The 25,540-nt window shown below is 58.1% G+C and carries 32 protein-coding genes and 2 pseudogenes; 4 read left to right on the top strand and 30 right to left on the bottom strand.

What is annotated here, in order from left to right:
• Nucleotides 1-4: 4 nt before the first annotated feature.
• From AC3IT9_RS10570 to AC3IT9_RS10535, 8 genes are read right to left on the bottom strand one after another with little or no spacing between them, the layout of a single operon-like run.
• The gene (locus tag AC3IT9_RS10570; protein ID WP_489272949.1) at nucleotides 5-2,077 is read right to left on the bottom strand and encodes a hypothetical protein; all 2,073 of its coding nucleotides are present in this window, start codon (nucleotides 2,075-2,077) and stop codon (nucleotides 5-7) included.
• Nucleotides 2,078-2,132: 55 nt separating this feature from the next.
• Complete coding sequence (locus AC3IT9_RS10565) at nucleotides 2,133-2,789, bottom strand: hypothetical protein (RefSeq protein ID WP_489272948.1); 657 nt, start codon at nucleotides 2,787-2,789, stop codon at nucleotides 2,133-2,135.
• A complete protein-coding gene (locus tag AC3IT9_RS10560) occupies nucleotides 2,790-3,917 on the bottom strand; it encodes a baseplate J/gp47 family protein (protein WP_489272947.1) in 1,128 nt (375 codons plus the stop codon). It lies immediately after the preceding gene.
• 1 nt (nucleotide 3,918) lies between these two features.
• Entirely contained in the window at nucleotides 3,919-4,284 is a 366-nt protein-coding gene (locus tag AC3IT9_RS10555) for a phage tail protein (RefSeq protein ID WP_489272946.1), read from the bottom strand.
• Nucleotides 4,281-4,868, bottom strand: a complete 588-nt coding sequence (locus tag AC3IT9_RS10550) for a phage baseplate assembly protein V (RefSeq protein ID WP_489272944.1) — start codon at nucleotides 4,866-4,868, stop codon at nucleotides 4,281-4,283. Before AC3IT9_RS10550 ends, AC3IT9_RS10555 begins: the two co-directional genes overlap by 4 nt.
• Nucleotides 4,865-5,971 (bottom strand): rhs element Vgr protein, encoded by a 1,107-nt coding sequence (locus AC3IT9_RS10545; RefSeq protein ID WP_489272942.1) that lies wholly within the window; start codon nucleotides 5,969-5,971, stop codon nucleotides 4,865-4,867. The genes AC3IT9_RS10550 and AC3IT9_RS10545 overlap by 4 nt, the downstream gene beginning before the upstream one ends.
• Nucleotides 5,972-6,955 (bottom strand): hypothetical protein, encoded by a 984-nt coding sequence (locus tag AC3IT9_RS10540; protein WP_489272940.1) that lies wholly within the window; start codon nucleotides 6,953-6,955, stop codon nucleotides 5,972-5,974.
• A gap of 3 nt (nucleotides 6,956-6,958) precedes the next feature.
• Nucleotides 6,959-9,190, bottom strand: a complete 2,232-nt coding sequence (locus AC3IT9_RS10535) for a phage tail tape measure protein (RefSeq protein WP_489272938.1) — start codon at nucleotides 9,188-9,190, stop codon at nucleotides 6,959-6,961.
• 278 nt (nucleotides 9,191-9,468) lie between these two features.
• Between AC3IT9_RS10535 and AC3IT9_RS10530 the strand changes: the two genes are divergently transcribed.
• Entirely contained in the window at nucleotides 9,469-9,777 is a 309-nt protein-coding gene (locus AC3IT9_RS10530) for a hypothetical protein (RefSeq protein ID WP_489272937.1), read from the top strand.
• Here AC3IT9_RS10530 and AC3IT9_RS10525 read toward each other — a convergent pair.
• The 20 genes and pseudogenes from AC3IT9_RS10525 to AC3IT9_RS10430 all read right to left on the bottom strand — a co-directional run.
• On the bottom strand, nucleotides 9,767-10,252 hold the full coding sequence (locus tag AC3IT9_RS10525) for a phage virion morphogenesis protein (protein ID WP_489272936.1): 486 nt from the start codon (nucleotides 10,250-10,252) through the stop codon (nucleotides 9,767-9,769). The genes AC3IT9_RS10530 and AC3IT9_RS10525 overlap by 11 nt on opposite strands.
• A gap of 2 nt (nucleotides 10,253-10,254) precedes the next feature.
• Complete coding sequence (locus AC3IT9_RS10520) at nucleotides 10,255-10,407, bottom strand: hypothetical protein (RefSeq protein WP_489272934.1); 153 nt, start codon at nucleotides 10,405-10,407, stop codon at nucleotides 10,255-10,257.
• A gap of 35 nt (nucleotides 10,408-10,442) precedes the next feature.
• Entirely contained in the window at nucleotides 10,443-10,853 is a 411-nt protein-coding gene (locus tag AC3IT9_RS10515) for a hypothetical protein (protein ID WP_489272933.1), read from the bottom strand.
• Between the two features lie 90 nt (nucleotides 10,854-10,943).
• Nucleotides 10,944-11,375 (bottom strand): hypothetical protein, encoded by a 432-nt coding sequence (locus AC3IT9_RS10510; RefSeq protein ID WP_489272932.1) that lies wholly within the window; start codon nucleotides 11,373-11,375, stop codon nucleotides 10,944-10,946.
• A 56-nt stretch (nucleotides 11,376-11,431) separates the two neighbouring features.
• The gene (locus AC3IT9_RS10505; RefSeq protein WP_489272931.1) at nucleotides 11,432-12,988 is read right to left on the bottom strand and encodes a phage tail protein; all 1,557 of its coding nucleotides are present in this window, start codon (nucleotides 12,986-12,988) and stop codon (nucleotides 11,432-11,434) included.
• A 61-nt stretch (nucleotides 12,989-13,049) separates the two neighbouring features.
• On the bottom strand, nucleotides 13,050-13,220 hold the full coding sequence (locus AC3IT9_RS10500; RefSeq protein ID WP_489272930.1) for a hypothetical protein: 171 nt from the start codon (nucleotides 13,218-13,220) through the stop codon (nucleotides 13,050-13,052).
• An 8-nt stretch (nucleotides 13,221-13,228) separates the two neighbouring features.
• The gene (locus AC3IT9_RS10495) at nucleotides 13,229-14,050 is read right to left on the bottom strand and encodes a hypothetical protein (protein WP_489272929.1); all 822 of its coding nucleotides are present in this window, start codon (nucleotides 14,048-14,050) and stop codon (nucleotides 13,229-13,231) included.
• Between the two features lie 2 nt (nucleotides 14,051-14,052).
• Nucleotides 14,053-14,691, bottom strand: a complete 639-nt coding sequence (locus AC3IT9_RS10490; protein ID WP_489272927.1) for a hypothetical protein — start codon at nucleotides 14,689-14,691, stop codon at nucleotides 14,053-14,055.
• A gap of 1 nt (nucleotide 14,692) precedes the next feature.
• The gene (locus tag AC3IT9_RS10485; protein ID WP_489272926.1) at nucleotides 14,693-15,085 is read right to left on the bottom strand and encodes a hypothetical protein; all 393 of its coding nucleotides are present in this window, start codon (nucleotides 15,083-15,085) and stop codon (nucleotides 14,693-14,695) included.
• Between the two features lie 40 nt (nucleotides 15,086-15,125).
• The gene (locus AC3IT9_RS10480; RefSeq protein WP_489272925.1) at nucleotides 15,126-15,389 is read right to left on the bottom strand and encodes a hypothetical protein; all 264 of its coding nucleotides are present in this window, start codon (nucleotides 15,387-15,389) and stop codon (nucleotides 15,126-15,128) included.
• 51 nt (nucleotides 15,390-15,440) lie between these two features.
• On the bottom strand, nucleotides 15,441-16,598 hold the full coding sequence (locus AC3IT9_RS10475; RefSeq protein WP_489272924.1) for a major capsid protein: 1,158 nt from the start codon (nucleotides 16,596-16,598) through the stop codon (nucleotides 15,441-15,443).
• A 16-nt stretch (nucleotides 16,599-16,614) separates the two neighbouring features.
• Nucleotides 16,615-17,373 (bottom strand): DUF6651 domain-containing protein, encoded by a 759-nt coding sequence (locus AC3IT9_RS10470; protein ID WP_489272923.1) that lies wholly within the window; start codon nucleotides 17,371-17,373, stop codon nucleotides 16,615-16,617.
• A 172-nt stretch (nucleotides 17,374-17,545) separates the two neighbouring features.
• Entirely contained in the window at nucleotides 17,546-17,728 is a 183-nt protein-coding gene (locus tag AC3IT9_RS10465; RefSeq protein ID WP_489272921.1) for a hypothetical protein, read from the bottom strand.
• A gap of 64 nt (nucleotides 17,729-17,792) precedes the next feature.
• A complete protein-coding gene (locus AC3IT9_RS10460; RefSeq protein ID WP_489272919.1) occupies nucleotides 17,793-19,181 on the bottom strand; it encodes a DUF4055 domain-containing protein in 1,389 nt (462 codons plus the stop codon).
• A 2-nt stretch (nucleotides 19,182-19,183) separates the two neighbouring features.
• Complete coding sequence (locus tag AC3IT9_RS10455; RefSeq protein WP_489272918.1) at nucleotides 19,184-20,482, bottom strand: terminase large subunit domain-containing protein; 1,299 nt, start codon at nucleotides 20,480-20,482, stop codon at nucleotides 19,184-19,186.
• Nucleotides 20,469-20,930: a DUF2280 domain-containing protein gene (locus tag AC3IT9_RS10450; protein ID WP_489272917.1), complete on the bottom strand. Its 462-nt coding sequence runs from the start codon at nucleotides 20,928-20,930 to the stop codon at nucleotides 20,469-20,471. Before AC3IT9_RS10450 ends, AC3IT9_RS10455 begins: the two co-directional genes overlap by 14 nt.
• Nucleotides 20,931-20,962: 32 nt before the next feature.
• Nucleotides 20,963-21,586: pseudogene (locus AC3IT9_RS10445) on the bottom strand (putative metallopeptidase).
• A gap of 68 nt (nucleotides 21,587-21,654) precedes the next feature.
• On the bottom strand, nucleotides 21,655-22,191 hold the full coding sequence (locus AC3IT9_RS10440) for a hypothetical protein (RefSeq protein ID WP_489272915.1): 537 nt from the start codon (nucleotides 22,189-22,191) through the stop codon (nucleotides 21,655-21,657).
• An 89-nt stretch (nucleotides 22,192-22,280) separates the two neighbouring features.
• Complete coding sequence (locus AC3IT9_RS10435) at nucleotides 22,281-22,526, bottom strand: hypothetical protein (protein ID WP_489272914.1); 246 nt, start codon at nucleotides 22,524-22,526, stop codon at nucleotides 22,281-22,283.
• A 67-nt stretch (nucleotides 22,527-22,593) separates the two neighbouring features.
• Nucleotides 22,594-22,809: pseudogene (locus AC3IT9_RS10430) on the bottom strand (putative metallopeptidase); the annotation flags it as partial.
• A 450-nt stretch (nucleotides 22,810-23,259) separates the two neighbouring features.
• On the opposite strand from AC3IT9_RS10430, the gene AC3IT9_RS10425 reads away from it, so the two are divergent.
• Nucleotides 23,260-23,670: a hypothetical protein gene (locus tag AC3IT9_RS10425; RefSeq protein ID WP_489272913.1), complete on the top strand. Its 411-nt coding sequence runs from the start codon at nucleotides 23,260-23,262 to the stop codon at nucleotides 23,668-23,670.
• A 117-nt stretch (nucleotides 23,671-23,787) separates the two neighbouring features.
• Here AC3IT9_RS10425 and AC3IT9_RS10420 read toward each other — a convergent pair whose 3' ends face one another.
• Both AC3IT9_RS10420 and AC3IT9_RS10415 read right to left on the bottom strand, forming a co-directional pair.
• Nucleotides 23,788-24,135 (bottom strand): hypothetical protein, encoded by a 348-nt coding sequence (locus AC3IT9_RS10420; protein ID WP_489272912.1) that lies wholly within the window; start codon nucleotides 24,133-24,135, stop codon nucleotides 23,788-23,790.
• The gene (locus AC3IT9_RS10415) at nucleotides 24,132-24,461 is read right to left on the bottom strand and encodes an MFS transporter (RefSeq protein WP_489272911.1); all 330 of its coding nucleotides are present in this window, start codon (nucleotides 24,459-24,461) and stop codon (nucleotides 24,132-24,134) included. Before AC3IT9_RS10415 ends, AC3IT9_RS10420 begins: the two co-directional genes overlap by 4 nt.
• Nucleotides 24,462-24,540: 79 nt before the next feature.
• On the opposite strand from AC3IT9_RS10415, the gene AC3IT9_RS10410 reads away from it, so the two are divergent.
• Both AC3IT9_RS10410 and AC3IT9_RS10405 read left to right on the top strand, forming a co-directional pair.
• Nucleotides 24,541-24,930: a hypothetical protein gene (locus tag AC3IT9_RS10410; RefSeq protein ID WP_489272910.1), complete on the top strand. Its 390-nt coding sequence runs from the start codon at nucleotides 24,541-24,543 to the stop codon at nucleotides 24,928-24,930.
• 394 nt (nucleotides 24,931-25,324) lie between these two features.
• Entirely contained in the window at nucleotides 25,325-25,459 is a 135-nt protein-coding gene (locus AC3IT9_RS10405) for a hypothetical protein (protein WP_489272909.1), read from the top strand.
• Nucleotides 25,460-25,540: the final 81 nt, after the last annotated feature.

Here is a 25,540-nt window from a genome sequence, read left to right as displayed (position 1 = left end):
ACACTCACCCTCTGGTCGAAACGTTTATCGAGTTGATGGCAGCGGTCCAAGTGGCGGTGAATCCGGCCGTCGCAAAACCGAAGATCGTGGCGTAATGAAACCCTTCCGCGGCGCTAACAGGCCCAATCGACCCGCAGGCCGAATCCTGGCCGACTGGCGGGCTAATCCTGGCATTTGAGATTGGTGTGGTGCCATCAAGGTTGCCTTGGGTACCGAACGTACCGACCGTGTTTTGCGAGGCATAACCGGTTACGCTGATCAGGATCCCTTCATCACTCCACGCTAGAAACTGTGCGCGCTCGGTGGAACTCAGTTCTACAAATGAAGCGCTGGTCGTGGACCGGCTGGCAACAAACGTATTGATTGCCTGTATCCCTCTTCGGTTGAACCAGTTCAGGCAAAACTTCTGAGTGGACGAGTCCACGAATTGGCTGGACGCGTTGGTGTAGATCATGCCGACCAATGTGCGTGTCGCATCACCGCTTTTTTGCTCAATGCCGGTCGTACCGGTGGTATGCCCGGTAGTGGAAAGCTCCAGCGTCATCGTGCCAGAACTCATGAACACATAGACGTAGTAGAGCGTCGAGGCTGCGAGGCTGGCGTTGCTGATCGTGATACCCGCCCCCGGGATCGGTTGCGGAACACCATTGATGATCATGTTGTTGCCGTTGTAAGGGGACAGCTTCAATTGGGTTGCGCTGTTCACCGAGAGCCGGCACTGACCGTGGCCAATTTGCGATAGTTGGACTGCATGGGAGCTCTGCAATGCGGCCCCCACTTGCAGGCCGCCGCCTGTGCACATCAACAGTTGCACGGCGTTGGAGGTGCTGGAGTAGACACCGACGGCGCGGCCGTTCGCAAACAGCTCGCCCCCCTGCAGTGCGCCGAGCGCCTGGCCAACCAGCGGAATAGCCGTCAACCCGTTTACCGATATGGTTGTTGCGCCGGTATTCGTGAACTTCGGCTTGAAGTAGATCAGCATTCCATCGGTGAGCGCTGTCAGGATCGGCGAAAGGTTCACCGCCACCGCGTTCACAATGCCGCCATCAACCGCGTAGTTCGCGGTGTTACTCTGAACCTGTGAAATCTGCGGAGCGTGCTGGCTTCTTGATGCAGGCGACACCTGAAGACCGCCACCTGTGCTATCGATCAGTACCCAGCCGCCAATCACGCTGTTGTACTGAACCCACACATCTCCTGACGCAACAATCTCGCCACCTTGAAGGCTCGTGTGCGCAGCCCCCACGATCGGCAAGGGGGCGAGTCCACTGGGGCTAAATGTGCTGGAACCCGTGTTGGCATTTGCGGCCCTGAACTTCAGGGTCATCCCATCCTTGATGGCAGTGATCGCAGGCGAATAGATCGCCAAATAAGCGTTTACCGTGCCAATGTCGACCGCATACCGCATCGCATCGGTCTGGGCCGCCTGCACAATGCCAGATGGGAGCAGCGGAGCCACTGCGTACTGGGCGATACTGCCAGCGGTGATTGTGGTTTGACCGAAAGCAACTGTGACCACATACAGGCCGACATAGCCCGCATCCGGCGACGGTGTTACCTGGCTATTGGTTACAGCAGATGCACCCGCCTTTACGGAAACAATGGCCGACCCTTTGCGGATCGTATTCTGTGGAAGTCCGTTGTTCCCCATGCCACTGAAAGGAAGCGCTGGATTGGCACTGTTGTAGTAGGGGAGCAGCACCGGCGCCGAGTCGGTGTCCTGGTATGTAACCTGGATCAAATAATTGATCGACTGACCAGTAGTGCCTGGGGCTGGGCAGCCCAACGTCACACCGTCCAGCATGACCCCCTGTTTCAGGATCGAATGCGTGGTGTCCGCCGGCAGCGAAGAGAATGCCAGCGCATCAATGGCGGTCATGCTGTAGATTTCGCCAGCCGCGCAGACCACCTGCAAGGACGCCGGGCCAGTTGGCGTGACCGCGAAGCCACTTGCGATGTTGGCGGTGCCGAGTACTGCGGAAGACAGCTTCGCCATGCCGATCATGGCGTCTTTAGTCGCCTGGAGCAGGCTGGCTTCCGTCAGAAGCTGGCCTGGGTATGTAATCTGTCTGTCCATGGAATCCCCAATAAAAAGCCCGCTCAAGGCGGGCTATAGAGTTGAAAGTGCGGAGTTAGTTGGTGATCCGGTACCAGATCGTCGTGCCGAACATCTTTGTTTGCTCCAGTGCTGCGACAATGTCCGCATCGGAGACGGATGGCGCTAACTGCGCCGCCGGCAAAAGCCAGCTTGTGGCGGACAGGCCAAACCAGTTGGTATGAATGCCAGGCCAGTTGCCTACGCCTTCACCCAGCGGGCGGTAGGCCGTGACGAATGCCTGATAAGGGCAGCTCGTTGAGCCAAGAGGTCCGGCCACCCCAAGATAAAGAGTAGAGCCCAGACATCCACAATCATCCGGCTTTGCCGGTTCGACAATCTGCGGGTGGCGACCAGTCAAGTCGAACAACACCTGATCAATGCTTCGTCGTGTGGTGCGCTCTCTGAAGATGTTGATCAGGATTCGGTTGAGGTAACTGGCATCGAGCTGGCCGGATAGTCGAACTAGGGTGCTGCCGAAGAAATCCAGCCCAATCATGTCGAGCCAGCCGTCCGAGGCGGTTTTGATCCGTGTCTGGCTTTTGGCATAGAGATAGAGGGTGAACCCCCACGACAGCGCCTGCGCATAACCCCATAGCAATGCATCCCTGACGGGGTTGGTATCGCCGAACCAGCCGAGTGGAAGCAGGTTTTTAAGCCTGCCGAACATGTCTGTTTGGTCGCCAACGCTCATTTAAGCCACCGTCACTGTACCTGGTCGGATGACCTGTTTATTGGTAGCCCCTAAATCAGCAGTGCCGCCATTAAGCAGTACGCCGGAGACATTCGTGATTGCCGGGCTGACGCCATAAGCAATGGCCGCAAGCTGGGTGTATGGCAGGATCTGACCAAGCGTCAACCCAGAGATATAGGTCTGAATGGCCGTGGTGACGTTCGCCACCACTGCGCTATGGATTACGGAGGCATCCGTCGTGATCGTCATGCCGACGTTGGCCGTCACCAGCACCGGGGCGAACACTCCGTAGCGGGTTGTGAACCCGCGAACCGACTCGATCGCGGCTCCTGCACTGACCAGAAATGCCCCTGAAGGCGCCCCGCTCCCGTCGTCAACCACAGCATAGAAGTAGCCGTACAGAAGGTTGCCGCTATAGTCCTGATTTTCGGTCAGCGTGTATGAAACACCCTGCTGCATCGACGCCAAGGCATAACCGATCGCGGCCTTGGTGGCCTTCGACAGGGATTGCACCCACAGTACAAACCTGGCGCGAAACGCCGAGTCTCCTTCCGGGTCAACACCATTGGTGAAGACCGCAGAGTTCGTAACCGTGTCGACGCCGCTGATGCTGCCGACGATGATTGTTACCGTCCCAATAAGGGCATTACCGGCCGCACCCGCCGTACTGGCGATGACCGGGACCGTGGCCGATGCAGTACCAGTCGGTATCAGGTAACCGCCGAGAGTGGCGTTGTAGAGCACATTTGTGGTGTCGATGGTCACCGCATACTGCTGCGAGCCATCGGTTGACCCCACCAGCGATCCGATTGGGATCAGCGCGGAGTTGGTCGGGGTGAAGCGAGAATAGGTCACGCTACCGGTGGCGAAGCTGGCAGACAGGCGATAGAAGCCGTAATCCGCCATCCAGCTATCAAGGTCGGCACCGGATGATGTTGCGGCCCGGGTCGTGGCCAACAATGTGACGATCAGCTGCTGGAGCCATTGCAGGACGCTGGCATTGCTTTCGGTGATGGCCCGCAACAAAGAGCCAATGGTGAAATCGACGAGCCCTGCGGCTCGCCCCTGAAGCGCCGTCACCTGGTCGCGAACGAGCGTGGTGAAGTCTTTGATATTGAGCGATGCCATATCAGCGATTTACCTCAAACGAGAGCGTCACCGGTTCGCCCAGGGGCGAATCGGTGTAGCCGATATTGACGGAGAGTGTGTCGTTCGACGGCGTGACGGAGATCACCGGGGCAGGTGTTTTGGCGACGCAATCCTCGAGCAGGATCTGGCCTCGGATGAGCGCGATGATCTCGGGAATGTTGGTCAGCGCGCCGACATATCGGCCAAGCCCGGCGCCGTACTCCGGATGAAACAGGTAGTCGCCCGGGTTGGTGATGAGTCGGCGCAGAACCCGCTGCTTGCCGCGCTCAATACTTTCCACGGGTGATAAGCTCCCGGTTGGGGACAGGGAAAGATCGTCTCCGGGGTAGTGATTCAGGTCTTTCATGGCACTGGCACTCCAGATGTCCCTGTGCCGTCCTGCACTTGGCTGGTTCTGTGGTTTTTCAGGCTGATCGTGTCGGCCTTGACGTCGCCGCCTACAACAACGATGCCGTCCGCGTCAGTAACCGTGAGCTTGTGGTCCATCGTCACCGGGCCGCCGGTGAAGTGGTGTTGCGGGGCGTCGTAGTTGATGGCGACACCTGAATGCAGCGACACGGTGCCGTCGTTGTGGAACTTGAGCAGCGAACCGGACTCATGAATGACCCACGTCTCGCCGGCCGGTACCGCCGGCGGCGGCCGATCATCGTTGAAGTAGCGCCCGGTCACTTTGCCCAGTTGCGGATCTCCGCCATCGAAGGTGACGCACACCTCGTCGCCGATCTGCGGGCCGGCCAGCACGCCCCAACCATTGCCCACCCCCAATGCAGAAAGCTGAATCCAACCGGTGTCATAGCCGTCAGGCTGGATCGTGACCTTCACGCAGTGACTGCCGGGGTCGTAACCGGAAATGGTTCCGGAGCGCGAGTAAGTCGCACCGTTGTCCTGGTGCTGACGCTGCGCATTCAATAGTTCTGCGGTCGCGCTCACGGAAGCACCATTGAGTTGGGATTGTGGTTTTTGGCCGAGAAACTCATCGTGTAGCCGTACTCGTAACTGAGTGACCGGCGGACGGAATCGGCGTAATAGAGTTGGTCGAAGGCCGAATTTGTACCCTCTACGCGAATGATCGTGCTCGGCGTCAGCGTGTTGTCGCCGGGCGTCGAGCCGCTCATGCGCATTTCGTGGTCAGTGATTTGCTTGTGGAGTTTTTGCGCCAGTTGCTGCGCCGCCTGCCGATCAAGTCCGCTGCGCACGATGCTGTAGACCTGGCGCTTCGGTTCAGCGTTGCCTGGGGAGATTCCCTTCGCACTGTTGTTCGGGAATGTCGCAGTGAATGCCTTGCCGCCATTCCACGACCGGACCGTCACCGTCACGCCCTTGGCCAAGGTCAAATCCCGGTCAAAGCTCAGGTCATCAGCGACGTTCGCCATCGGATACGCAAAAGCCCCCGGTTGCACCCAGCGGATCAGGTATTGATCGGCAGTATCCGGATCAAGCGCCGGCTCGTAGTGCAGTTCATTCCCCGAAACGTAGACCTGAAAACCGTCGACGCCGGCGAAGTAGGACAACAGGTCCCATTCCGAACGCTCATCATTGCAGTGCGTGTGGTCGTATTTGGTGATCCCGCCGACGCTGGTGGTTGTCGCCGTTACGACCGGGGTCAGGCCGCGTCGGTTGGCCAGTAACGTGGCCACTTGGCTGGTGGTGTAGTTCGCAAACTTTTCACTGGTCTTGGTATCGATGAACTTGGCGGTGTAGTCCCGCCCCTCGACGTACACCTCGAACTTGCCCGGCCGGAAATTCCAGCGATCCACGCCGCCGATGATGTGCGTTTTCCAGTCCGTGAGGTTCTGGCCGATCAAGCCGACGGATACTTCGAACTGAATCTCCTTCTGCTCGCTCCACCATGCCAGTGTTCCGGTTTCGGCCGGCATCGCACTCAGCGCAAACACAGCTGAAAAGGTGTCGGCCGAGTAGAAGTTGTTGCTGTCTACGTCGACCGAAACAAACGGCACCTCTACCCCGTTGAGCAACACACGGCCGACCACATGCCGAGCGCCAGGAGTGACATCGGCTTGATTGACGTCCAATTACTCACCTATCGGGATTTTTATCGTCTGAATGCCGTCGAGTTGTGGGTCGACGATGCTGTTGGCCGCGGCGATATCGGTCCAGCGCGACTGGTCGCCGTAAGCGTCGGCGGCGATTTTCTGGAGACTGGAGTTACTAGTGGTGACGCTCGAGGTGCCATTGGCCAAAGGCCCGGCCAGCACGTTCTTCTGCAACCGCTCGAGCACGCTCTGCATCTGATACAGCGGCGCAAGCTGGGTCAGCGCAGCCCCCTGGCGCAGAACATTGTCCGCCGCGGCTGATACCGGATTGCCGGGGATGAGCCCGCCGAGCGTGGTGATGTCGTTGATCGAGGCGCCCACCTGCGAGATGACCGACTGCACGACAGCCTGAGTCGCTACAAGGGGCCGGATGACCGTCTGCACTGTCTCGATGGTTGCGTTAGCGAAGCCCTGAACCTGCGACACCGCGTCCTTGACTGCATTGATCGAGGTGCTGACCGCGCTGGAGTCGATGACGCTGGAAAGCCCCAGCGCCTCGCCGACATCGCTATTGATCAGTGCGTCCAGCGTGCCAGAGAGCGCGTTCCCGGTGATTGGCGCATCCAGGCGCGCGATTACCAGCAGGTCAATGGTGTAGTAGCGCCGGTAGACGTAATCAAACCTGGCATTGAAGTGCTGGATGACGACGCTGAAGTAGTAACCGTCCATGTTGAAAGTCAGCAGGTCACCGAGGTCTCGCAGGGTTTCGAGCTCAGTGACTCGATCCCCTGCGGTCGCGCCGGTAAACCAGCCAGACCACGACATGTTGTCGTAGTCCACCCCCATCACGTCCACTACCCGCTTGCCGCCGATCAGCTTGTGCACCACCAACTGCTGCCTTCCACCAACGGTGACCGACTCCGGAACCTCAAGCCCACTGAACTCGAAGTCACCGACGATCAAACGCGTGGCAAATGGATCCCCGCCCGGAGCGAAGTTGTCCAGGAAGCTTGTAAAGCTCATCGGTTATCCCCTTGGAACGACGAGGCTCGGCGTTCCCGGCCTCAACATGCTGCGTGAAGGGTCGAAGCCCTGGGTGCCAGTTTGCGGCCGGTTAGCTTCGCGTGCCTGGTGCGTGGTCACAGCCTCGCCGACCTTCTTGCCGTCCAAGTCAATTCGGGTGTTGACCTGAACTGTCTGGGACTGCTTTGGCGGTACCGGGGCAACCAGCTGAAGAATCGGCTGCGTCGGCGGCGAAGGCATCACCAGTGGTGCCGCGGGCTTGGCTGAGAGAGCAGGGATCAGCGTCAGAACTGGCGCCGGTTTGTCTTTGCCAGATACCGGTAGCATTGGCAGGACAGCCAGGCTTGGTCTTTTTTCGCCACTCGTCCTGAAGTCATCCGCAAAGGTCGTCTTTGAGATCTGCATCGACGCTGGGAGGATCGCGTTTGCGCCAGCGATCAGCGTGTTGAAGATCGTCTGCCACCCAGTCAGAAACACCAGAGCGAACGACTTGAAGGCCCCGCCGATATCGCCATTGAACAGCTTCACGAAGCCTGTCTTCATGTCATTCCACATGAGTTTCAGCGCCCCGCTGATTTCCTTCCAGTTGTTCCACAGCAGGAAGGCGGCAGCAGCAATTGCAGTCACCACAAGACCAATCGGGGTCATCAAAAGCGCTCGACCAAGAAACAGCAGTCCCTGCCCGAGTAGTTTCAATGGCGACAAAAATGCCATGACGATGCCGCGCAGGAAGCCGGACGTCAGAAAACTCCCGACAGCCTTGAAAGCATCGATCACAAAGACCAGAAGGTAAGTGCCAAACCGTGCAACGATGGGCAAGAGCTTGGCGAATCCTGCAGACCCTACGAGAAATAGAGCCTGGCCGAGCAGCCAAAATCCTCTGCCGGCCGCGATGACCATATTGATAAGTCCTCCACCGATCAGGAAGGCAGAAAGCCCGAGAAGCGCGTAGGTGAAGCCCTTCACTTTGTCTTGGTTCTTATCCATCCAAAGCGCCAAGTCCTTCAGCGCCGGGTTCAGCTTGTCGAGCACCTTGATGGCCAACGGCAGTACGACAGCGCCCAGATTGAGCATCAGATCACGCCACTTGGCACCGAACTCCAGTTGCTTGCCGGAGAGCGTGTTTTTGGCGTTCTTGTCCAGCTCCTCGATGCCCGCCGCACCGGCGTTCAACTTCATGTTCTTCTCGATGTTGGCCTGCTGGAGGAACATCGTGGAGTAGAGGTTGGAAGCCGTGCGATTCGTGAAAATCGCGCCAATTTCGTTAAGAATCGCCTGCTGAGTGGTAATTCCTTTACTGGCGAAGGCCGGCAGCATCACCTTCTGCATCCACTGAAATGGATCTTCGACCATTAGGTCGGAGCCTTTCACAGCGCCTGGCTTGATCTGCTTGATGTTGCCGACCTTGTCGTATTCAACCTTTTTCGGATCGAGCATGCCGATGCGCATCAGCTCGTTTGCGGCGCGCGCGGTGGTGCGCCCCTGTACCAAGTTCTGATAGCCCGACATCAACCCGGTACCAACTCGGAATCCGCCCATTTCTTGGATGAGCGGCTCCATGTTGTAGTAAAACTTCTCGTCCTTCATGCCTTTGGCGGCAACACCGCCGGTCTTGATGAAGTTCAGGTACTCATTAGCGCCAACGCGCCCACCGGTTGCGGTCTGCACCTGCTGGATCATGTTCGCTTGCTTATCGAAAGCTTCCTGGCTCTTCAGGCCGCCGCGCATTTCGATGACTTTGAGCATGTCCATGAAGGCACGGTCTTTCATCGCGCCGCCTTCATCACCGTAAAGCGCGGCGTTGGCAAACTTCATCTTGGACAGCGTCGGGACGACCATCTGCGCCTCATGGAAGTCGCCGAAAACGGTTTGGGCGTCACGCAGCAGGCCGAGGTTCTCGCGAATGCTGGTGCCGTAGGTGTCCATGCCGTTGGCAAACTTCACGGCGTCACTGGTCACCTTGTCACCCAGCCCGAGGGAGCGGAAACGCTCAACCTCGTTCTGAAATTTTTTCGCCTCGTCCAACGGGGTTTTGAACATGGCGGCAATTCCGAGGCCGCCGGCGACCATGAGGCCCCCAATGGCGCCTTGCTTACCGATCGAGGTCAACTTAGCATTGAGCTTGTCGACATCCTGACCGGCTGTTGCCAGGCTTTTGCTGATCATCAGCATGCCGGCGCTGACGTGGTTAATCAGCGACAGCTTGACGGCTACGGAATAAGCCTCAAAAGCCATAATGACAATTCCTATACGGTGGGTGATTCACATGGCAAATGGGTGTCGTACGTATCAGTGGGTGAACGGCCGAATCCAAGATGTTGGCTCTATGCGCTCGATTGAGCTGAAGGACGCGGCACCAAGACCAGCAAAGAAGGCAGAGCGGCCGAAGGCAGGCTTGGATTTACAGACTGGCCTTCTCGTTTTCACCTGCAGCAGCTTGGTGATGGTTTTCGCCGGCGGCGCCCTTTGCGCCCTTCTCTTCGCGCTCTATGCAATCTTCATTCGGTGATTACATGAACAAGGCATTGTTCTTTATGGCTGCGGCCACGCTTTCAACCGCCGCGGTGGCTGCCGATCTGAAGCTGGACGGTGAATACGGCTGCGAAGACCAGGGCACGCAGCAATCCCGTCAAGTTCTGATGCAAAACATCATGTCCGACAACCCGCATTATGTTGCGCAGCGCGCCGAGATGCGGGAGTCGCTGGTGAATCTCTCCACCTACATGTGCAAACCACTGACCGGGCAATTCAAGGTGCTCAAGCGAGATGGCCCCTACACACAGATCAAGACCGACAACGGTTCGATGTGGGTCACGGAGTAGAGTCATACCCCAGCGATGCGTGAATCGCCGAGCCGCCGATGAGCCCGGACACCGTTGCCAGACCAAGAACCCGCCGGATGTACTCCTTGCTGCGCAAGACCGCAGGCCCCATCACTGGCCGAGCTGGCATCTTCGGTGTACCGAATTCGTGGTAAACCATTTTCTTGTCGGTCGAGCCGATTACCGTCTCCAGCATGTGCGTCGTGTGCGTGATGCTGTCGCGCATCTCGCCCGTGGCTTCCAGCGGCGTATCGGACGGATACCCCATTTGGGCCTTTTGCACCTCCGTTGAGTCAGCCAGGTCTGCCCAGGCCGGAAATGGGCCAATACCAGCTTGGTAGTGCCCGATCTCGGCCTTGGCGACCTGCTCCACCCTGACAGCGCACTTCTCCAGCCCTGCGTGCAGGCTGGCCAGCAAAGCGACTTCCTGGCCGGCCATGTGCAGCGCCAGGCTGCCCAAACTCTTGAATTCCACGGTCAGCCCTCCTTCGGTTTGTCGAACTGCATGCTGGACCAGTTCCAGACTCCCGATCCCTCGAATTCGGAAAACAGGATGGAAAAGGCGAAGCGTTCGTAGTCGGCCAATGGCCCGCACTCAAACAGCAGATTGAACGGAACCCCGTTTTTCACCAGCCAACAGTCCCGGCGAAACTCGGGGTTCGTTGCTAGTTTTTTGCTGCGGCCTGCTCGGCGCCAAGGCCCTCTTGCAGTGCGCGGGCTTCAGCTTCGGCCTGAGCAGCCTCGTACTTGGCGATGAAGTGCTTGTTGATCGCCTCCATCCCCTCTTCGCCCAATTCGCTCAGAACGACTTCGATCTGCTTGTGGGTCTGCGGCAGGCCGAACGGGGTGTCGTCGATGTAAACGACCATGGCGGCTGGCAGTGCAAACCCTGACATGTAGGTCTGGTTGCCTGCGATCTCACCGCCGACGGCGACGACAATGCGGCCCTGCTCCAGTGGGCCCAGCTTGCGCAACTGAATGGTGCGGCCTTTCGAATCCTGAATGCTCTCGAAGCGCGGTTTCTGGTCGACAACAACGGGCGCCGCTACGCCTTCGTGAACGGTAACTTTAGCCATGGGTAATTCCTCTGGTCAGCGAGTCGTCAAAGGTGCATGGCGTGCGGGTTGACGAGGCCCGCGCCCTGCCGGGCTGCCATGCGTAACGGGTTAAACCTTGATGCGACGGCGAGCGGTGAAGGACATCGACTGGCGAATGGTCTTGTCGCCTTCCTTCTTACCGGCGTCTTCGAGCTTCAGAATGACGTGGGTGTAGCGCCAGGTGGTTTGGCCACCGCCGATTTCCTGAATGGTTTCGGTGATGGTGGCCGGGTTCTGGTTCACGCCGTTGTAGTAGTCGCTTTCGAACTGCGCCCACCAGTCATCGAGGGTGGAGTCGACGCGCTCGGCTTCGAACGTGCCGGTCCAGCCTTTCGGAATCATCAGCTCATCGGTGAGGCCGTTGAGCGGCGTGATTTCCTGGTTCGTGACCTTGGGTTTTGAATCGAAGTTCATGATCTTCGGAAGCCGGATCGGCCCCGTAGGGGTGTTGATGTCAATCGCGACATCCTTCCCCGTGTTGTATCCACCTTGACCGGGCATGGCGTTCTCCAAATGAAAAACCCGACGCTAGGTCGGGCTGGGAAGTGGTTCAGCGCTTAGGTGCGCGGGGTGGCGGATGCAACCACGGTGACGGACTGGCCGGCTTCGAGGTTCACGAGGAAGTACCGGATCACGGACAGGTATTTGACCTGCACGTCGGCCTGCATGTAGCCCAAGGCGACGCGGGCATCAGGGTTGTTGGAAGCATCCAACTGAACCGAGAACGCTGGCCCGCCATTGCCGTCGCCGATCATCCCCTGCTGCACCAGCGTCTGCAGGAAGCTTTCCATGGTCGACTTGGTGGTGCGGCGTACATCAGGCGTCTGCAACTGGCCGATCACGCTGCCGAACGAGGCCGCAATGGTCAGCGAGATGAAGTTCGTCAGCCTGGTGTAGTTGTCGCCACTCACCGCCGAGTTGCTGGAGCAGTTCAGGCCAGAACGATGGCCGAAGTAGCTGCCGCCCGGGCAAGGGTTGGTGATGACATCGAGTCGCGCAGTGTTGATCGCACCAATCTCGGCGATGCTGTACGGCTGCTGTGCCAGGTTGCGCTGCGTCGACACCGCGTTGGTGATTGGCTTGTTCAGCGGGCTCTGGTTCGGTGACAGCGCAGCGATCTTGGCCGCAGAGAAAGTTGCCGGCGCGATCATGCGTTGCTGGCCGTTGACCTGGTCCTGCCAGTACACCCAGTCGCCGACCATGACCTTCAGTGCGTAGCTGTCGCAGCCTGCAGTGGTCAGCGCGGTGGCGACGGTCGTGTACGAGGCCCCCGCAACGCCCTGGGTGATCATGTAGCAGCCTTCGGACAGGCCGTAGGTCAACATGGTCGGCCATTGAGTGCCGTCGGTAACGTCCACCAGGTTCGCCACTTGGGCGCCGCTGCCGCGCAGGGCGTACATACCCTTGCGGGTTGCACCGGTCACGCCATCAGTGCCGACCAGAACCGCGTCAGTGATGGTGGTATTGCCGGAAGTGCCGGACGTGAAAGCGACCGTCTGCGTGGTGACTACCGGAGCGAGGACAGACACGCCGACAGTGGCAATCACTAGTTGCGACGGTCCGCGAATACCCGACTGACCATTGTTCACCGCGCTGACGATGTTTTGCCACAACGCAAGGCCGGAGCCGAGGATGTTGTCGAAGACCTCGGGCGCAACACCTGGCAGTGTGATGACCAACTTCCAGCTCGACGCAGCCGAGCCAGCCGACAGCGTGGCACTGAGCGAGTTGCCCAGTGTGCCGGTGTAGAACGCGGTCAGTGTGGCGCCGGTCGCTACGGCGGTATCCTTCAGCGTGGCGGTCGCGGCGGTGTCGGTGCCGTCAGTCACCCGCACGGCACGGATGTTCGATGCACCAGTCTGGATCGACACGGCAATCGCCGTGCACAGATCGTACTTGCGCACGGTCTGCGTGCCGAATTTCTGCGAGGCATCACCAGGCGAGCCGATCAGCGTGGAGGCGCCTACCGGGCCCCAGTCAGCGATGCCGATGATGCCCAGAATGTCGGTGGCCACACCGTTGATAAAGCGGGTCTTTGGCGGAACGATCTGGATGTAGAGATCCGGGGCCTGAAGAGCCGCCGTGTTCAAGCTGCCTGCCGGGTAAATGGGCATGGCGTCCTCCTAATGAAAAAATCGCCTCGATGGGCGGCTTTTTGTGTGTGGGTTTCGCCTGTTAGGCGTTGGCGACTTTCAGGACGTTGCCCGCGCACTCGCCGCCGAGAATGGCGGCGACTTCATCGGGGTCAGTGATCTCCTGGCCGACTTGGTAGTCAGCAAAGGCGAACTTGACGGTCAGCTTGTACGGCGAAGACTTCGCCTTAACCGGTTTGGTTTCGGAGTCCATGTCGGGCCTCAAGGGTTCACAGTGATTACAGGAAGCCCGGACTGGGCGTTGACGATATTCAGCACCGGAGCGATGACTTCGGTGGCTTGCAGGACTTGCGTGGTGGCGTAGTCGATGCTGTAGAACAGGTCGACCCGGTAGAGGTCCGCCTTTTGAAGGTGGTCAGTCATCAGCGACCCGGCAGAAGTGATGATTCCGCTGGAGCCGTCCGTGAAGGCGATGCTGTTGCTGTCGGACAACACCGAATCGAGCTGGTCAGCCACAGCCGCTCTTGCCTCTGGCGAGTTGGCCCAGATGATGATCTGCACCACCTGCTCCTGGCGCTTCGTTTCCTTGAAGGCCGTGCCGAACCCGCCGACGCGCGTGAAGACGCCATGAGCGCCCGTAAGCGTGATGACTGGCCCAACGTTAGAGGCGTCAGGGATCATCGAGGCGAGCGCAGTGGCGGCTGTCGTGAGTGTGTCCGTAGCCTGCATGGCGTACACGTAGTGGGTGCCATTGAGGTTGATCAGCAAGTTCTGCTTGCTGACCGTGCCCGACAGCATCACCACTGCGCCAGCGACCGTCATAACAACGGTGTGAACAGGGCTCGTCAGTTGCTCCCAGCCTCGCCCGAGGTAACGTGTGGTTTTCCGGTCCTTGCCGTGCGGGTAGACGCTGATGTGCGCCCATCCTGCAGCAAGGTCAGTATCCAACACGTTCGGTACCGGCCAGCCTGGGTAAACCCGCAGCGGAATACCGGAGGCGCTGGGCTGACCAGTCCCGTTCGGATAAGCAATGGCGGCGACTTGCGCAGCGACCTGCTTCATTACGTCGGTTAGGCTCGCCATCGTCACACCTGCGCTTGCATTGCGGTGATGCGCCAGCCCATATCGGTCAGTTCAGCGCTGGAAATCATGTATTTGCGGTCCAGCTCATCACGGATGATGTCGCTGGTGCGGAACACGACGCCCGGATAAGCCGGCATGAGGATCGCCCACCACGGGGTTTTGACGTCCTCAGGCAGTTTCACCTCGTTCGTCTCGCCCTTCGTACCCTGCAGGATGCTGGCGGGCCAGCCCTGCATGATCGGCACCTCAGTGGCTCTCCGTTCACCCGCCCAACCACCGAGCCCGACGCCGGGATCCATGCCGACGCGCAGCACATCAACCGTCCGATTCGTCTGCACACAAAGGATCGGCAGCGTGTCCTGCATCGCGGCGATGAAGAACGTGCCCTGCCGGCCGACGAGGTAGTCGCCGACGGCAAACTCCCGGGCGTCGAACAGGCCAAGCCAGTCGGCCTTGCCGTACTTGTTCGGTGCGGAGTACTTGAAGTTGGAGGTGAACGACACAGGCAGCGTCTGCAAAGCGACTGACGACAGCGGGTTACTGGCGCTCGTAGCGCGAAATTGCTGGTAGTCGAAGCCGATTCGCTTGGCGGCCTTGCCGTAGCCGATGTAGATCTTGGACTGGAGCTTTGTTCCGTCCATGTCAGCCCCTTGCCAGGCTGATGCCGCCCGAGCCGAGGGATGGACCCGGGGGGACACCGATGAATCCGCATAACTCGCGGCGCCAGATCCGGTAAAGGTTCATGCGGTCGCGCACTTCGTCCTTGTTGTGCACCCAAACGGCTGCCTGATCCGTGTCGAGGTTCTCGGTGGCGGACAGGACATCCGCCTCAAGGCCGGCGATTTTGGTCAGGAACGAGGTCATGGTGACCTCTTCCTCTGGGCGCAGGCTTTCCAGTCGGTGATTCAGCGTTTGCCAGATCAAAGGTGCAACCCAGCCCCACGCGGTATCGCGTCGGTCATCCAGCGTCACATCACCCTGCATCGGGTAACCGGCGTAGCGACGGGCGTCCGACTTTTGCTGATCAGTAAGCATATTCGGCTCCTGCTACCTTTCGTTGTCGCCGGCTGGCGTGTTACTGAGCGGCATCCAGCAGGGCCTGCAGCGCGGCCTGATCGGCAGTTTCTTCGAAGGTGATGCCCTTCTCGGTCAGCGCGACCTTGGTGGCTTCGAGCTTGGCAGCGGCTTCAGCAACAGCCGCGTCGAGAGCCTTCTGCTCTTTGGCGGTCAGCTTTTTCAGTGCGTACAGTTCGTGCGTACCTTCGACGAAGTCTTCTTCGTTGATGAGGACGTAATCACCCTGGTCTTTGCCCCACGGCTTAACTTGAATAGTGCCCATGCGTTTCTCCTGGAGTAAATGAACCCGGAGCCGAAACCCCGGGCTAACCCGTTAGCCGAGCAACAAAGCCATGTGCTCGGTTTTAACGGCAGCAACACCCCATGCCAGTGCGATTTCGTACTGGATTTGGCGATATTGCTTGTACAGCGAGATCTCGAACGAGAGGCCGCTGACCGGGTCGGTGATGATCATGCGATCGGACGCGCTGTCGCCGCCTTCTGGCAGGGCCGGAGCACGGGTGGCAACTGCCAGAGCCGAGCGGGCAAACGCCATGTTACGGGTGGTTGCGGCAATCACGGTGACCAGGGTTGCGGCGGCAGGGATCGCCTTGCGCAGACCAGGTGCCGCCAAAGTGATGGTGCCACCGTTGGATACGTCAGCATCGCCCGAGGCAATAACGTACTTGTTGCCGGTGTCGCCGGCGAAAGTGACCACGTCACCGGCCAGAATGGAGCCGGTACCCGCCGAAGCCAGGGTGATGACAGTCGCGCCTACGGCGTAACCGGCAGCGTTGGTGGTGCCTGCTGCGCCGGTACCGACGACAGGAGTTTTGACCTGCGCCGATTCACGGATGGCGAAGCCATGCACATCCAGCAGCACACCGCGGCGCAGCATGCTGGTGTCAGCCGCCTCGTTCGCCTTGGTCAACTGACCCAGGGTGCGCATGCTCGCGCCGGCGGTGGTGTCCAGCACCATCTGCAGGTCGCTCATAGGCGCGCCGTTGTCCGACAGGATTTTGCGCATCTGCGCAGCTTCTGCCAGGTTGGTGGCGAACGGCACGGTGCCAGCAGCACCATAGGCGCGGGAGGTCTTGGTGAAGAGACCGGCAATGTCGGACTCGACTTCGTTGACCAGTGCACGCATACCCTGGGCGAGCTGGTCGCGCAGGATGACGTTGTACGACGCGCCGTTGTTGTCCAGGCCGCGTTTCTCTTCACCGTTCCAACGCACCGGAACCCGGCGAGCCTTGGTAATGGTCATCGACACGGAGCCGATACTCTGGTCGCCGTCGTTCGGCGGAGTCACGGCCGGGGTGATGTCGGATGCGGTTGCAGCCGGCGCCACAGGCGAGGTGACAGTTTGACCGACAGCCGCACGCTCGAAGGTCATGTCGGACGAAACGGCAGGGATGAACCCGACCAGTTCGCGCGATACGACGTCCAGTGCGTTGTAGATCGTGGTGGTAAGGCCGGTGAGAGTATTGCTCATGGATTGCTCCTAGGGATCAGTCGGTAACTTCGCCGCCCGCAGAGACGTGTGCATGCTTGCCCATGGGGTCAAGTGCATCGAACTGGGATCGGGAGATGGATTTTTTGCCGTTACCGCCATTGCCACCGTTGTTCGGCGCACCAGAGCCATTGGCTCCGCTGCCCTTCAAGATGTGATCGCGGTGCGGGTACTGCTCAACAAGGGTTTCGATTGCTTCATCGAAGTCAGCGATTTCGCCGGGACGCGTGCGGCTGTAGATCTTCTGGCCGTGCTGGTCGTAGGCGATGGTTTTGCCATCCTCGACTTTGAAGGCGGTGCCGAATTTGGACTGGACCAGGTCTGCGGGGATTGCCAGCTTCTCGCCGATGTACTTGGAACGGCTGAATGCACCGCCGATCTTTTCTTCGTAGAGCTGCTTTTCGAAGGTCGCGGCTTTGGTGGTGGCTTCATCAATCTGGCCTTTGTAGGCCTTGCTGATTTCTTCCTTCACCTTGTCGATCTCACCGGCATCCACCAGCTTCTTCTGATCGAGGTTTGCAACGATCTCCAGGGCCTTTTTGGCGGCGGCGCCGTCCGTGATCCCCTCGAAAGCTTTTAAGGCTGCTTCAGCAGTCTCTTTGCCTTCGCGGTGGGACTTGGCTTCAGCGTTTAGCCGGGTGATCGTGTTCACGGTGCCAGGAGCGTCAAAAGCGACCTCTTTGCCATCGTCGTACACGTACACAGGCTTGCCGTCTTGCAGTAAAACGTGGCCTTGGTCGTCCAATTTCAGTTTCATTGATGCATCTCCGGGCATCCGCCCATTTGTTGAGCCATCCGGCCCGGCGCGGCGCTATCCATCCGGAATCGCGCCCATAAAAAAGCCCCGGCGGATGCCAGGGCTTGATTCGAAGCATGTAGACCCGTACGAATGGACGGGGCCCTTCGGTTACTTACGTGTCGTGAAGCCGTTAGATACTGTCGTCTTCGTCCTCTTGATCTATCTGATCAAGAAAATCAACGTCATCATCCTCTTCGTCTTCATCGTCAAAAATTGCTTGAGCGTCTTCTTCAACCCATGACTCGTTATCGTGGAATTCATGATCGAGCAAGTGGTCGTGCTCGGGCTCGGGAATATCAATCTCATCGCTCATTTGCATTTCCTGCGTTGACTGTACTGCACATACGGCACCTGTATATGCGTGCCCTGCTCCTCAGTCAATGCTCAGGAGATGACTGCCCACTGGGCGCTAGACCTTGGCTAGCAACCCGCCGCTTTTCTTCCTTCCAATCCAGCTCATCGCTGAGCAGTCCGCGCCGTTGAACCTCGTGGAAAAGACTCTCGTCGGACAGGATCCGGGCCTTGTTCAGGTTCAGCAGGAAAGGCATCGTCGTTTCAGGGCTGAAGTCCACATCGAAGTTGCCCTTGATCTTGACGTGCCCGCCGTCGTCGAGCTTCATCCAAAGCGCGAAGTAGTGGAGTACCTGGTCAAGCGCGTCCTCGAGCTGCCCGGCCATGGTCTGGAGCGGGCTCATTTCCTGCGCAGCCTCTTCCTCCGACTGGGAAGCGGTCTTGACGGTCTGCTTTTCCTTCTGGAGCAGCTTCGCGCCGGCGAGGCGCATGTCCTCGACGAGATCAAGGAGGGACTGGCGCCCCGCTTCGATCGCTTTACCGGTGTGCTCAACCCACTTCATGTCGCAGTCTTTCGGCAGCGAGGTGGCTGATCCTGATCCGACCGTGATGGTTTGGCCCTCATCGAGGCCAGTGACCGCAAGCATTGGCACCCGCGCAACGTGCAGGATGTTGTCCTGATCGCTCTGGGACTGCCAGTGCTTGATGTTCATGTTCGCCAGCTCAAGGAGTGGCGGTGTCGCGGTGAGAAATCCGGTGCGCTTGGTATAGAGGGTCGTCAGCGGGATGACGGTGAGGCTGGTTAGGCCCTCATCCGTCTTCTGCCAAGACTTCTGGCCTTTGCCGTCATCGGCCTCGCGGTAAGTCGCCCACCCGCCAGGCACCAGCACGCGGATTTGATCCACGCTCTTCGTGCCGAACGCTCCGTCATCGACTTCGATGCACTCCATGTACCGGAACTGCGTCAGAACCTGCTCGCCGCCCTTGTTCACAGAGCGCCAGCCGAGCACCTGGCCCGGCTTGATCATCACGGCGTATGGACGCACGCCTGCTGATTTCTCTTCGGCCTTGGTCTTGATTCCTTCGGCCTTTGGGTGATCAACCAGCACATGAAATAGGCCGTGTGACAGACCACCACTGAACAGCGACTGAGCCCAGACCTGCAGGTTGTTCCCCTGCAGGTCGAAGTCCTCGGCCATTTCCTTGATCTGGTCCGGCACGTCATCGGTGAGCGTGATCGGATCCGCGAATACTCGACCGGTCATGTTCTGCACCGTCTCGCTCAGGGCGGGCAGCAGCGTCGAGGTCTTAAGTCGGGCCTGATAGGTGTCACCCTCCTCCTTCGGCCACTGCGGCAGAAACTTGGTGCCGGCCTTTCGCATGGCCCTCGTGCCGCCCATGAGCGCGTCGATGATGGCCCAGTCTTCGCGCATGTCATCCACGACCTTGAGCGTCTTGCTTGGGTCATCACTCATATTCACATTCTCAGAGGCTGGCTGGTGGCGGTACGTTTGATGATTGGGAATTCTTTGTGGATGAAGTACCCGCCAGCGTCGTTGGCGTGGTCGTTGCCTTGGCTCTTGTCGGGCTCTCCGTTGGGCGCCCAGATCTGCTGCTCAAGGCCGTCGGCATAGGTCGGGCAAGTGAACGGGTTGACCAGGTAACGCCGTTCGCCCTGCGCATTGCAGAACATGGCATTCATGGCGTTGATCCGGTCTTTGACTGGCGGGTTGGCTGACGGAGCGATGACCACGAAGCCAGCCTGCTTGAGCAAGGCGATATCCGTTTCACTGGCATTGACCGACTTTCGTGAGTCGCCGGAGGCATCCGGATAGATCCGGACTTCGCAGGTCTTCACGAACTTGTCACCGTCATGGCGCCAGTAGCGCTCCTTGATGCGCTTGATCATGTCCGGCGTGTCGTAGCCTTCCACCAGCTCATCCACGGCGCGCGGCATGCCGTTATCACGCTTGACGTGGGTGATCGCCGCCATCTTGCCGACGTTGAAGTCCATGCCGATGAACAGAGGCTCACCTGACTGCACAGTGTCGAAACACTGGTTCAGCTTGCGGTCGTACGTGTGGTAGATCGATCCAGATGTCAGGTTGACGAACTGGCCATTCAGGTAAGCGCGGATCAGCTGCTCGGGGTACGACTCCATCAGCGATGGGATGTAGTCGTCCGGCAGGTTCAACTCGTTGTCGAACGTGCTGGCTTGCACCAGGCCGTACATGTCAGTCAGCGCAGGCTTGTCGCGTAGCTGTTTCACGAACTGCTGAAAGACGAACTTGAACCCTTCCGGCGTCGTGGTCACGTCCACGCCGTTCTTCAACCCGGGCAAGTTGTAACGCATCCGGGCAATGATCTTGCGCCATGCCTGCTGCGCCTTAATCGACGTCAGCACGTCCAGCTCATCGACCAACGCGTGACCGACTTTGAAGCCGACGATGGTCTGCGGCTTCTCCATCGACCGGCAAATCACAGTGCCGCGATACTGTCGGCCGCTGTAGATGTGAACCTCGTGGTTCGCCTGGTTGATTTTGGTCTTGAGCCCCCAGTCGTAAGCCACTTCATCCATGGTCGGATAGAAGATGTCGCGGATCTGCGGGTAAGTCGGGGCGAAGTAGCCAGCGTTGACTCCCGGCCACTCCATGAAATGCTTGCTGAGTGCCGAGCATCCCACCCAGGTCTTGCCCGAGCCGAAGCCAGCCACGAATGCGCGGAACTTGTGGGGCAGCGTGAGGAACTGAGCCTGCGGAACGTTAAGGCTCGGCATTTGGCTTCCTCGCGTCTACTACGCGCACTTCAATGCTAGTCGGAACAACGGGCTCGTCGTCAGGCTCGTCCCTGCGGTGGCGATTGACATAGACGTCACCGACTTCCTTCGCCGCCTGCTCCAGCAACTGGGCAGTGAGCGACATGTTCTTCATGTTCTCAGCTTTCTCAGCCATGCGACCAAGTGCCCGGAGTCGATACGCCCTATTGGCGATCGGGATGCCTTCCGTCTCTTCGCGGAATCGCTTGCGGGCAGCGTGAAATAGCTCGGCCCACTTTGCGCCCAGGGCTCGACCGGCGAACTTTGTCGGGTCGTGTGACTCGCACTGCTGCCGGCTGACTTCAATGCCGAATTCTTTCTTGACCGACTCGACCACCTGAGATGGCGTATCAAAGCAGGCTAGAGCCTGAACGATGAAGGCTTTGACCTCGCTTCGTAGTGCTGCCATATGGTTGTCATCCGTCAAAACCTGTCAGAAATTCAGGCCGACTTGAGCAGACAGGTTCCGCAGGCCCTCGTTATGTTCAATTTCCCCACCTCAGCAGGACTGTTTGCAGCATCCACCAACGCTTGAACGTCAGGGCTCGCACCGTAGCGACGAACTACACCGACGAACTCTTCAACGTCGTGTCCGCGCATCTCAAGCTTGGGCAAGCCTTCCTGGGTGAACTTGAGAGCGCCGTACTGATCCTTCGACTGGGCGATGTGGTAAAGCTCATGCTCCACCAGGGCGCAGAAGTCTTCGTCGGAGCACTGGGCGCAGTAGTCGGCGGCCAACGTGATGATGTAGGCAGGTACACAGCCGAACCAATCGAACATCTGCTGCTCCATCCGGGCCTTCTGCCAACCACCAGCGCGGAACGCTACCTGTTCAGCCTAGCCAACTACCGTGCGGCCCTTCTTGCTGAACGCTGCCGATGCCCACATGACCCGGATATCTGCATCCAGTAGATGGGCATGGTCTTCGTTGTGAATGCTGCCAGAGTCGGCAAGGATCTCAACTTGGAGCCATTCCCACACCTCAGGGGCTGGAGTTAGGCGAATACTGAAGTCGGACGCTTCATAGAAGGAAAATGCTGACGGGTGCGGGCGCGGTCTGTTCAATCGACGCCCTCCATTCCAATCGATTCGATGCGTATCAAGTCGCGCTTAATGGGTTCTTTACATTCGCGTTAGGCTGGAGCTGGCGTGGAGCACAAAGCCGCCAGCGCTAGCGTAGTTTTATGAATACCGATAGCGCTGTCAGAGCCTTCAACTTTCACTGCGGATGTGGTTATTGATTTTGCGATAAGCGCACGCTGACTGGAATAGAAGCTGGTATCAAGCGGACCGTCTTTAGCATTTCCCAAGGTGGTGCTTGCAACGCCAGCAAGCCCAGCAGCTACGCCTCCGGCAAAACCTCCGGTACCAGCTGCAGCCAACATCGCACCTGTGACTCCGAGCACCCCACCAGTAAGGCCGATCCCAAGCCTCCAACTCTCAGCTTTTTTTGAGTTTTTTTCGTAGAGATTGTGAACATCTCGGCAAAACACGCTTACCTCTTTATAATCTTCTAAAGCTGCATTCATTTGCTCATCCGAACTCTTTTTACTCTCGAATGCAAGTTGGTATTTCGTGACTTTTGGGAAGCTATCAGCGGTGGCTCCAAAGCTAGACTCGACAGACATAGAACAGAATACTGCGATCGCGAAATTCAGTTTTTTTGGCATAGTATTAGACTCTCCTTGACTACGATATCAAGCAGAGCCTAGCGACCTTTTCAGAACTGTCCACGAGCTGTGTAAGTAATTTATTCCGCTTAGTGATCAACTTCCAGTAACACATCAATCAGCTTCTGCTCGCCCAGTCGGTACAGGGCGATCGCTTGCAGGTCGTCAACAGACGGACCGAAGCCGAAGGCTTTAACCTCGCCGCCATCCATGAGCATTGCCAGCACGCAGACCTTACATGTGCCCAGCTCGCCAGACTCAAGATCATCGGCGATCTTGCGCGGGGTGCGTACCGGGTCACGCCAGTCTTCACGTTTGAACTCGACGACCTTCATGTCACTTGCTCAGCTTCGGCTGAAGGATCACCCGGGCAACCATCACCAGAATGCCCAACACACCATAGGCCTGGCCAAGTACCACCCTGCCCTGCTTGGCGAAACCGGAGGATGCCCAAAGCACACCGATGTTGGCATCGAGCAGGTGGGCGTGCTCTTCGTCGTGAATGCTGCCGATGGCGGCGAGGATCTGGTCAGTGATCCAGTCCCACACCTCTGGAGTAGGACGTAGGATGGCTACAACCGATTCCAGCAGGTCTATGGGAGGTATCGGCCTTACCATGGAGCACCTACTTATCACGACGTTTTTTTTTGCGCGAAAACAAAGAAAATCTCGAAAGTTGCAACAATTCGTCATCAACTCCACACATAGAGTGAAATCGCTCTAGAGAATAGGAGCCTCCCTAAAACCGGAGCTACAACATGACCAATGTAGATATCGTCTTAAGTGTGCTTGGCCTAGCAATCCTTACCTGGTCAAAGCTGAAGAGGATTTTCACCACAAAAACCATATTGATCGTGACCCTCGGGTTGGCCGCTTTGTATGAGCTCAGTAGACCGTAACGAAACGCAACCCAGCCCAGCCCAGCCCAGCCCAGTAGGCTAGTTCAATGGCCTCCCAGTCGGGTTGCTTGGTTGTCTTGAATTGACTTCGCTCAGCTTAAAGCAGGGATTGAAACAGTAGCGGGTTACCGGTATTGATGGCGCTCAACTCAATGCGAGGAAGACCTTTATGGCTGATAGATACAACGTCGTGCATCGCCCGCGTGTTGAGCTGAGCGCTATCGAGTTTGGCGTTCAGCGACTCGGCACTCCCATTGACCAATACTGCTTCCAGATCGAAGACTCCTTTGCTGACGGTGATTACATCGGAGGCCCCTATTCCACCGAAGGAGAAGCTAGGGCGGCTTGCGATGAACTGAACGACGGAAAGATAATTCTCTACCTCCCGGATTTTAATAGGGCGCTATTGAGACTGACTCGCGCTCTCTCAACCGATTCAATGGGTAGAGAAATCTTCGTCGGCCTTACCCGCGAAGAATCAGAGAAATATGCCGAGCTACATAGAAGCGACCCATCCGACGAGTTCATTGGCCTGAATGAAAAGCACACGTTTGCACGCACAGGCTATAAAGCCGAGTAGCCCGGGTCCAGCGGGAGAGCATGATGCAGGTGCCGGTCTAATCGGATAAGCGTCCCGTAGTGCTCTCCACGTTGCGTGTCGCGACACAATTTGCTGAGTCGTGAAACGTGTCGCGGCTTACGGTTTCTGGTGGTCTCTCTTGCCCGGTAGGTGCTTGTCACACGCCAGGCAATGCTCGCAGTTCAATATCCGACACAACCAGACCTTCACCCTCTGCCACCAGGTGACCATGAAGATGTGGCGGGCACCGGCCAGAGCCAGGGACACATGCAGCGTCAGACCTGCAGTGGTCGGCGCAATGAAGATGCTCTCGCTACGGGACATAACAACGAAGCCGCTGATGGAGATCGCCGAATAGATCAGCTTCCCGAGTATGCCATCCCTCACCTTCCCACTCAGTACGCACCAGGTGGCCCACAAGGCGATCAGGCCGCAGGCAATGGTGTTGATCAGTTCAAGGTTCATGGTGGATTGCCTCCCCCGAACCTCTGACGGATGAGCGCCCAGAGGTCGGCGGCTTTGATGGCGCGGGTGATTGCGGCGATGAGTGAACCGCCGAACGTGCCGAGCAGGAAGCCGACACCCGCAACGCTACGCGGCTCGACCACTCCGAAGTAGGAACTGATCAGGCCCGTCAGGTAATGCGCGCAGACAGCCCCCGAGAAAATGAAGATGGCCCAGGCCTTTCGGTCGACTAGGTCATCCCGGTGCCAGAAGCTGGCGGCAATAGCCCCCAACAGTCCGGCGAATGCCCAGTCGAGCTTATCGAACAGGCGCTGTAGAAACTCCATGCGCTCGACTCCGTGGTGGCATGAGAATTGGCCTTCGGCCATGTAAACTTCCCCCCGCCAACAATTCAAGGACAAGGGCATGAATAGAAAAATAGTGGTAGGGATCCTCACCCTCATTGGTCTCACCACCAACGCATATGCAGACACTTTCTCAAGTGCTGATATTTGCAAGGCAGCAATTTCGGTAGAGATGGGCCGACCAACGAAAACGATGAAAACCAAGCATGCAGAGCCGGACCCCGAGATTTCTTATCGGCGACCAGATGGAGACTCGTTTCGCTATCGATGCCAAGTGAGTGAGGACCGTGTGATCTGGTCAGCATTTATGAACGATGAAAACAAATGGGGTCGATGGAGAAATCGCTACTCAGAGGGAGATGCGTCGACAACGTACTCGGTGTCGAACGGCGTGCTAACGATTAGCAACGATCAGTCCGGAGACAAAAGCTTCAAGAAGAAAGACTTCTGAAGCTCTGAAATAGGTGCGCGCGTCTTTCCGCGCTGTCTGCCAAAGATCTGCTCTGTGTCGACGCCCCATTGCATCGATCTCGCTGATCCAGTCTCGCGCCACCCTGACAGCATGTGAGGTCAGGGTGCGCGGGCTGCCGGTGTTGATTCCGTACGGTGCACTGTCCGGCTATCGACATCCTGGCCTTCCCGAAGGCTGCCCTGGCTGCAGTGGTTTTCTTGAGGCAATAAAAACCCAACTCGATGGATGGGCTTGAATGATTACGCAATAATAAAAAACTACCAAAAAGGGCCAGATCATGAAAATAAAATGCAAGCACTGCGGGGAGCGATCGGCCGCAGTCATCCTTAGAAAAGACCTAACCACGAAACATGCTGCCGCTGCAGGAGCGCTCATGGAGACGATTGCTGTTTCGGCCGTAGTCGCTCTAATCAAAGAAGCTGCCGGATACTTTTTCGCCAAGCGCAAAGATGAAGAAAGGAAATATCTGTACTGCGATGCTTGCGGAGATTTCAGCGAACTCAAATAGAAACCCGACGCAGTGGTCGGGCTCAGGGTTTCGTGTGCGTTTCGCATTATTTGTGCACTATGGGAAAAGTACGCAGAAAAC

It is taken from the genome of Pseudomonas sp. KH_046_1 (assembly GCF_057839025.1).
Note: the sequence above shows the minus strand (reverse complement) of the source record. Positions and strands in the feature narration are given on the sequence as shown.

What these genes read in the sequence shown, in the direction of transcription:
- AC3IT9_RS10535 (WP_489272938.1), bottom strand. Translation starts at nt 9,190, where the DNA reads ATGGCTTTTGAGGCTTATTCCGTAGCCGTCAAGCTGTCGCTGATTAAC.
- AC3IT9_RS10450 (WP_489272917.1), bottom strand. Translation starts at nt 20,930, where the DNA reads ATGGCAGCACTACGAAGCGAGGTCAAAGCCTTCATCGTTCAGGCTCTA.
- AC3IT9_RS10540 (WP_489272940.1), bottom strand. Translation starts at nt 6,955, where the DNA reads ATGAGCTTTACAAGCTTCCTGGACAACTTCGCTCCGGGCGGGGATCCA.
- AC3IT9_RS10570 (WP_489272949.1), bottom strand. Translation starts at nt 2,077, where the DNA reads ATGGACAGACAGATTACATACCCAGGCCAGCTTCTGACGGAAGCCAGC.
- AC3IT9_RS10485 (WP_489272926.1), bottom strand. Translation starts at nt 15,085, where the DNA reads ATGCTTACTGATCAGCAAAAGTCGGACGCCCGTCGCTACGCCGGTTAC.
- AC3IT9_RS10555 (WP_489272946.1), bottom strand. Translation starts at nt 4,284, where the DNA reads ATGAAAGACCTGAATCACTACCCCGGAGACGATCTTTCCCTGTCCCCA.
- AC3IT9_RS10420 (WP_489272912.1), bottom strand. Translation starts at nt 24,135, where the DNA reads ATGAACCTTGAACTGATCAACACCATTGCCTGCGGCCTGATCGCCTTG.
- AC3IT9_RS10480 (WP_489272925.1), bottom strand. Translation starts at nt 15,389, where the DNA reads ATGGGCACTATTCAAGTTAAGCCGTGGGGCAAAGACCAGGGTGATTAC.
- AC3IT9_RS10435 (WP_489272914.1), bottom strand. Translation starts at nt 22,526, where the DNA reads ATGAAGGTCGTCGAGTTCAAACGTGAAGACTGGCGTGACCCGGTACGC.
- AC3IT9_RS10440 (WP_489272915.1), bottom strand. Translation starts at nt 22,191, where the DNA reads ATGCCAAAAAAACTGAATTTCGCGATCGCAGTATTCTGTTCTATGTCT.
- AC3IT9_RS10415 (WP_489272911.1), bottom strand. Translation starts at nt 24,461, where the DNA reads ATGGAGTTTCTACAGCGCCTGTTCGATAAGCTCGACTGGGCATTCGCC.
- AC3IT9_RS10475 (WP_489272924.1), bottom strand. Translation starts at nt 16,598, where the DNA reads ATGAGCAATACTCTCACCGGCCTTACCACCACGATCTACAACGCACTG.
- AC3IT9_RS10495 (WP_489272929.1), bottom strand. Translation starts at nt 14,050, where the DNA reads ATGGCGAGCCTAACCGACGTAATGAAGCAGGTCGCTGCGCAAGTCGCC.
- AC3IT9_RS10490 (WP_489272927.1), bottom strand. Translation starts at nt 14,691, where the DNA reads ATGGACGGAACAAAGCTCCAGTCCAAGATCTACATCGGCTACGGCAAG.
- AC3IT9_RS10455 (WP_489272918.1), bottom strand. Translation starts at nt 20,482, where the DNA reads ATGCCGAGCCTTAACGTTCCGCAGGCTCAGTTCCTCACGCTGCCCCAC.
- AC3IT9_RS10470 (WP_489272923.1), bottom strand. Translation starts at nt 17,373, where the DNA reads ATGAAACTGAAATTGGACGACCAAGGCCACGTTTTACTGCAAGACGGC.
- AC3IT9_RS10505 (WP_489272931.1), bottom strand. Translation starts at nt 12,988, where the DNA reads ATGCCCATTTACCCGGCAGGCAGCTTGAACACGGCGGCTCTTCAGGCC.
- AC3IT9_RS10560 (WP_489272947.1), bottom strand. Translation starts at nt 3,917, where the DNA reads ATGGCATCGCTCAATATCAAAGACTTCACCACGCTCGTTCGCGACCAG.
- AC3IT9_RS10410 (WP_489272910.1), top strand. Translation starts at nt 24,541, where the DNA reads ATGAATAGAAAAATAGTGGTAGGGATCCTCACCCTCATTGGTCTCACC.
- AC3IT9_RS10530 (WP_489272937.1), top strand. Translation starts at nt 9,469, where the DNA reads ATGAACAAGGCATTGTTCTTTATGGCTGCGGCCACGCTTTCAACCGCC.
- AC3IT9_RS10460 (WP_489272919.1), bottom strand. Translation starts at nt 19,181, where the DNA reads ATGAGTGATGACCCAAGCAAGACGCTCAAGGTCGTGGATGACATGCGC.
- AC3IT9_RS10515 (WP_489272933.1), bottom strand. Translation starts at nt 10,853, where the DNA reads ATGGCTAAAGTTACCGTTCACGAAGGCGTAGCGGCGCCCGTTGTTGTC.
- AC3IT9_RS10405 (WP_489272909.1), top strand. Translation starts at nt 25,325, where the DNA reads ATGGAGACGATTGCTGTTTCGGCCGTAGTCGCTCTAATCAAAGAAGCT.
- AC3IT9_RS10425 (WP_489272913.1), top strand. Translation starts at nt 23,260, where the DNA reads ATGGCTGATAGATACAACGTCGTGCATCGCCCGCGTGTTGAGCTGAGC.
- AC3IT9_RS10510 (WP_489272932.1), bottom strand. Translation starts at nt 11,375, where the DNA reads ATGCCCGGTCAAGGTGGATACAACACGGGGAAGGATGTCGCGATTGAC.
- AC3IT9_RS10465 (WP_489272921.1), bottom strand. Translation starts at nt 17,728, where the DNA reads ATGAGCGATGAGATTGATATTCCCGAGCCCGAGCACGACCACTTGCTC.
- AC3IT9_RS10500 (WP_489272930.1), bottom strand. Translation starts at nt 13,220, where the DNA reads ATGGACTCCGAAACCAAACCGGTTAAGGCGAAGTCTTCGCCGTACAAG.
- AC3IT9_RS10565 (WP_489272948.1), bottom strand. Translation starts at nt 2,789, where the DNA reads ATGAGCGTTGGCGACCAAACAGACATGTTCGGCAGGCTTAAAAACCTG.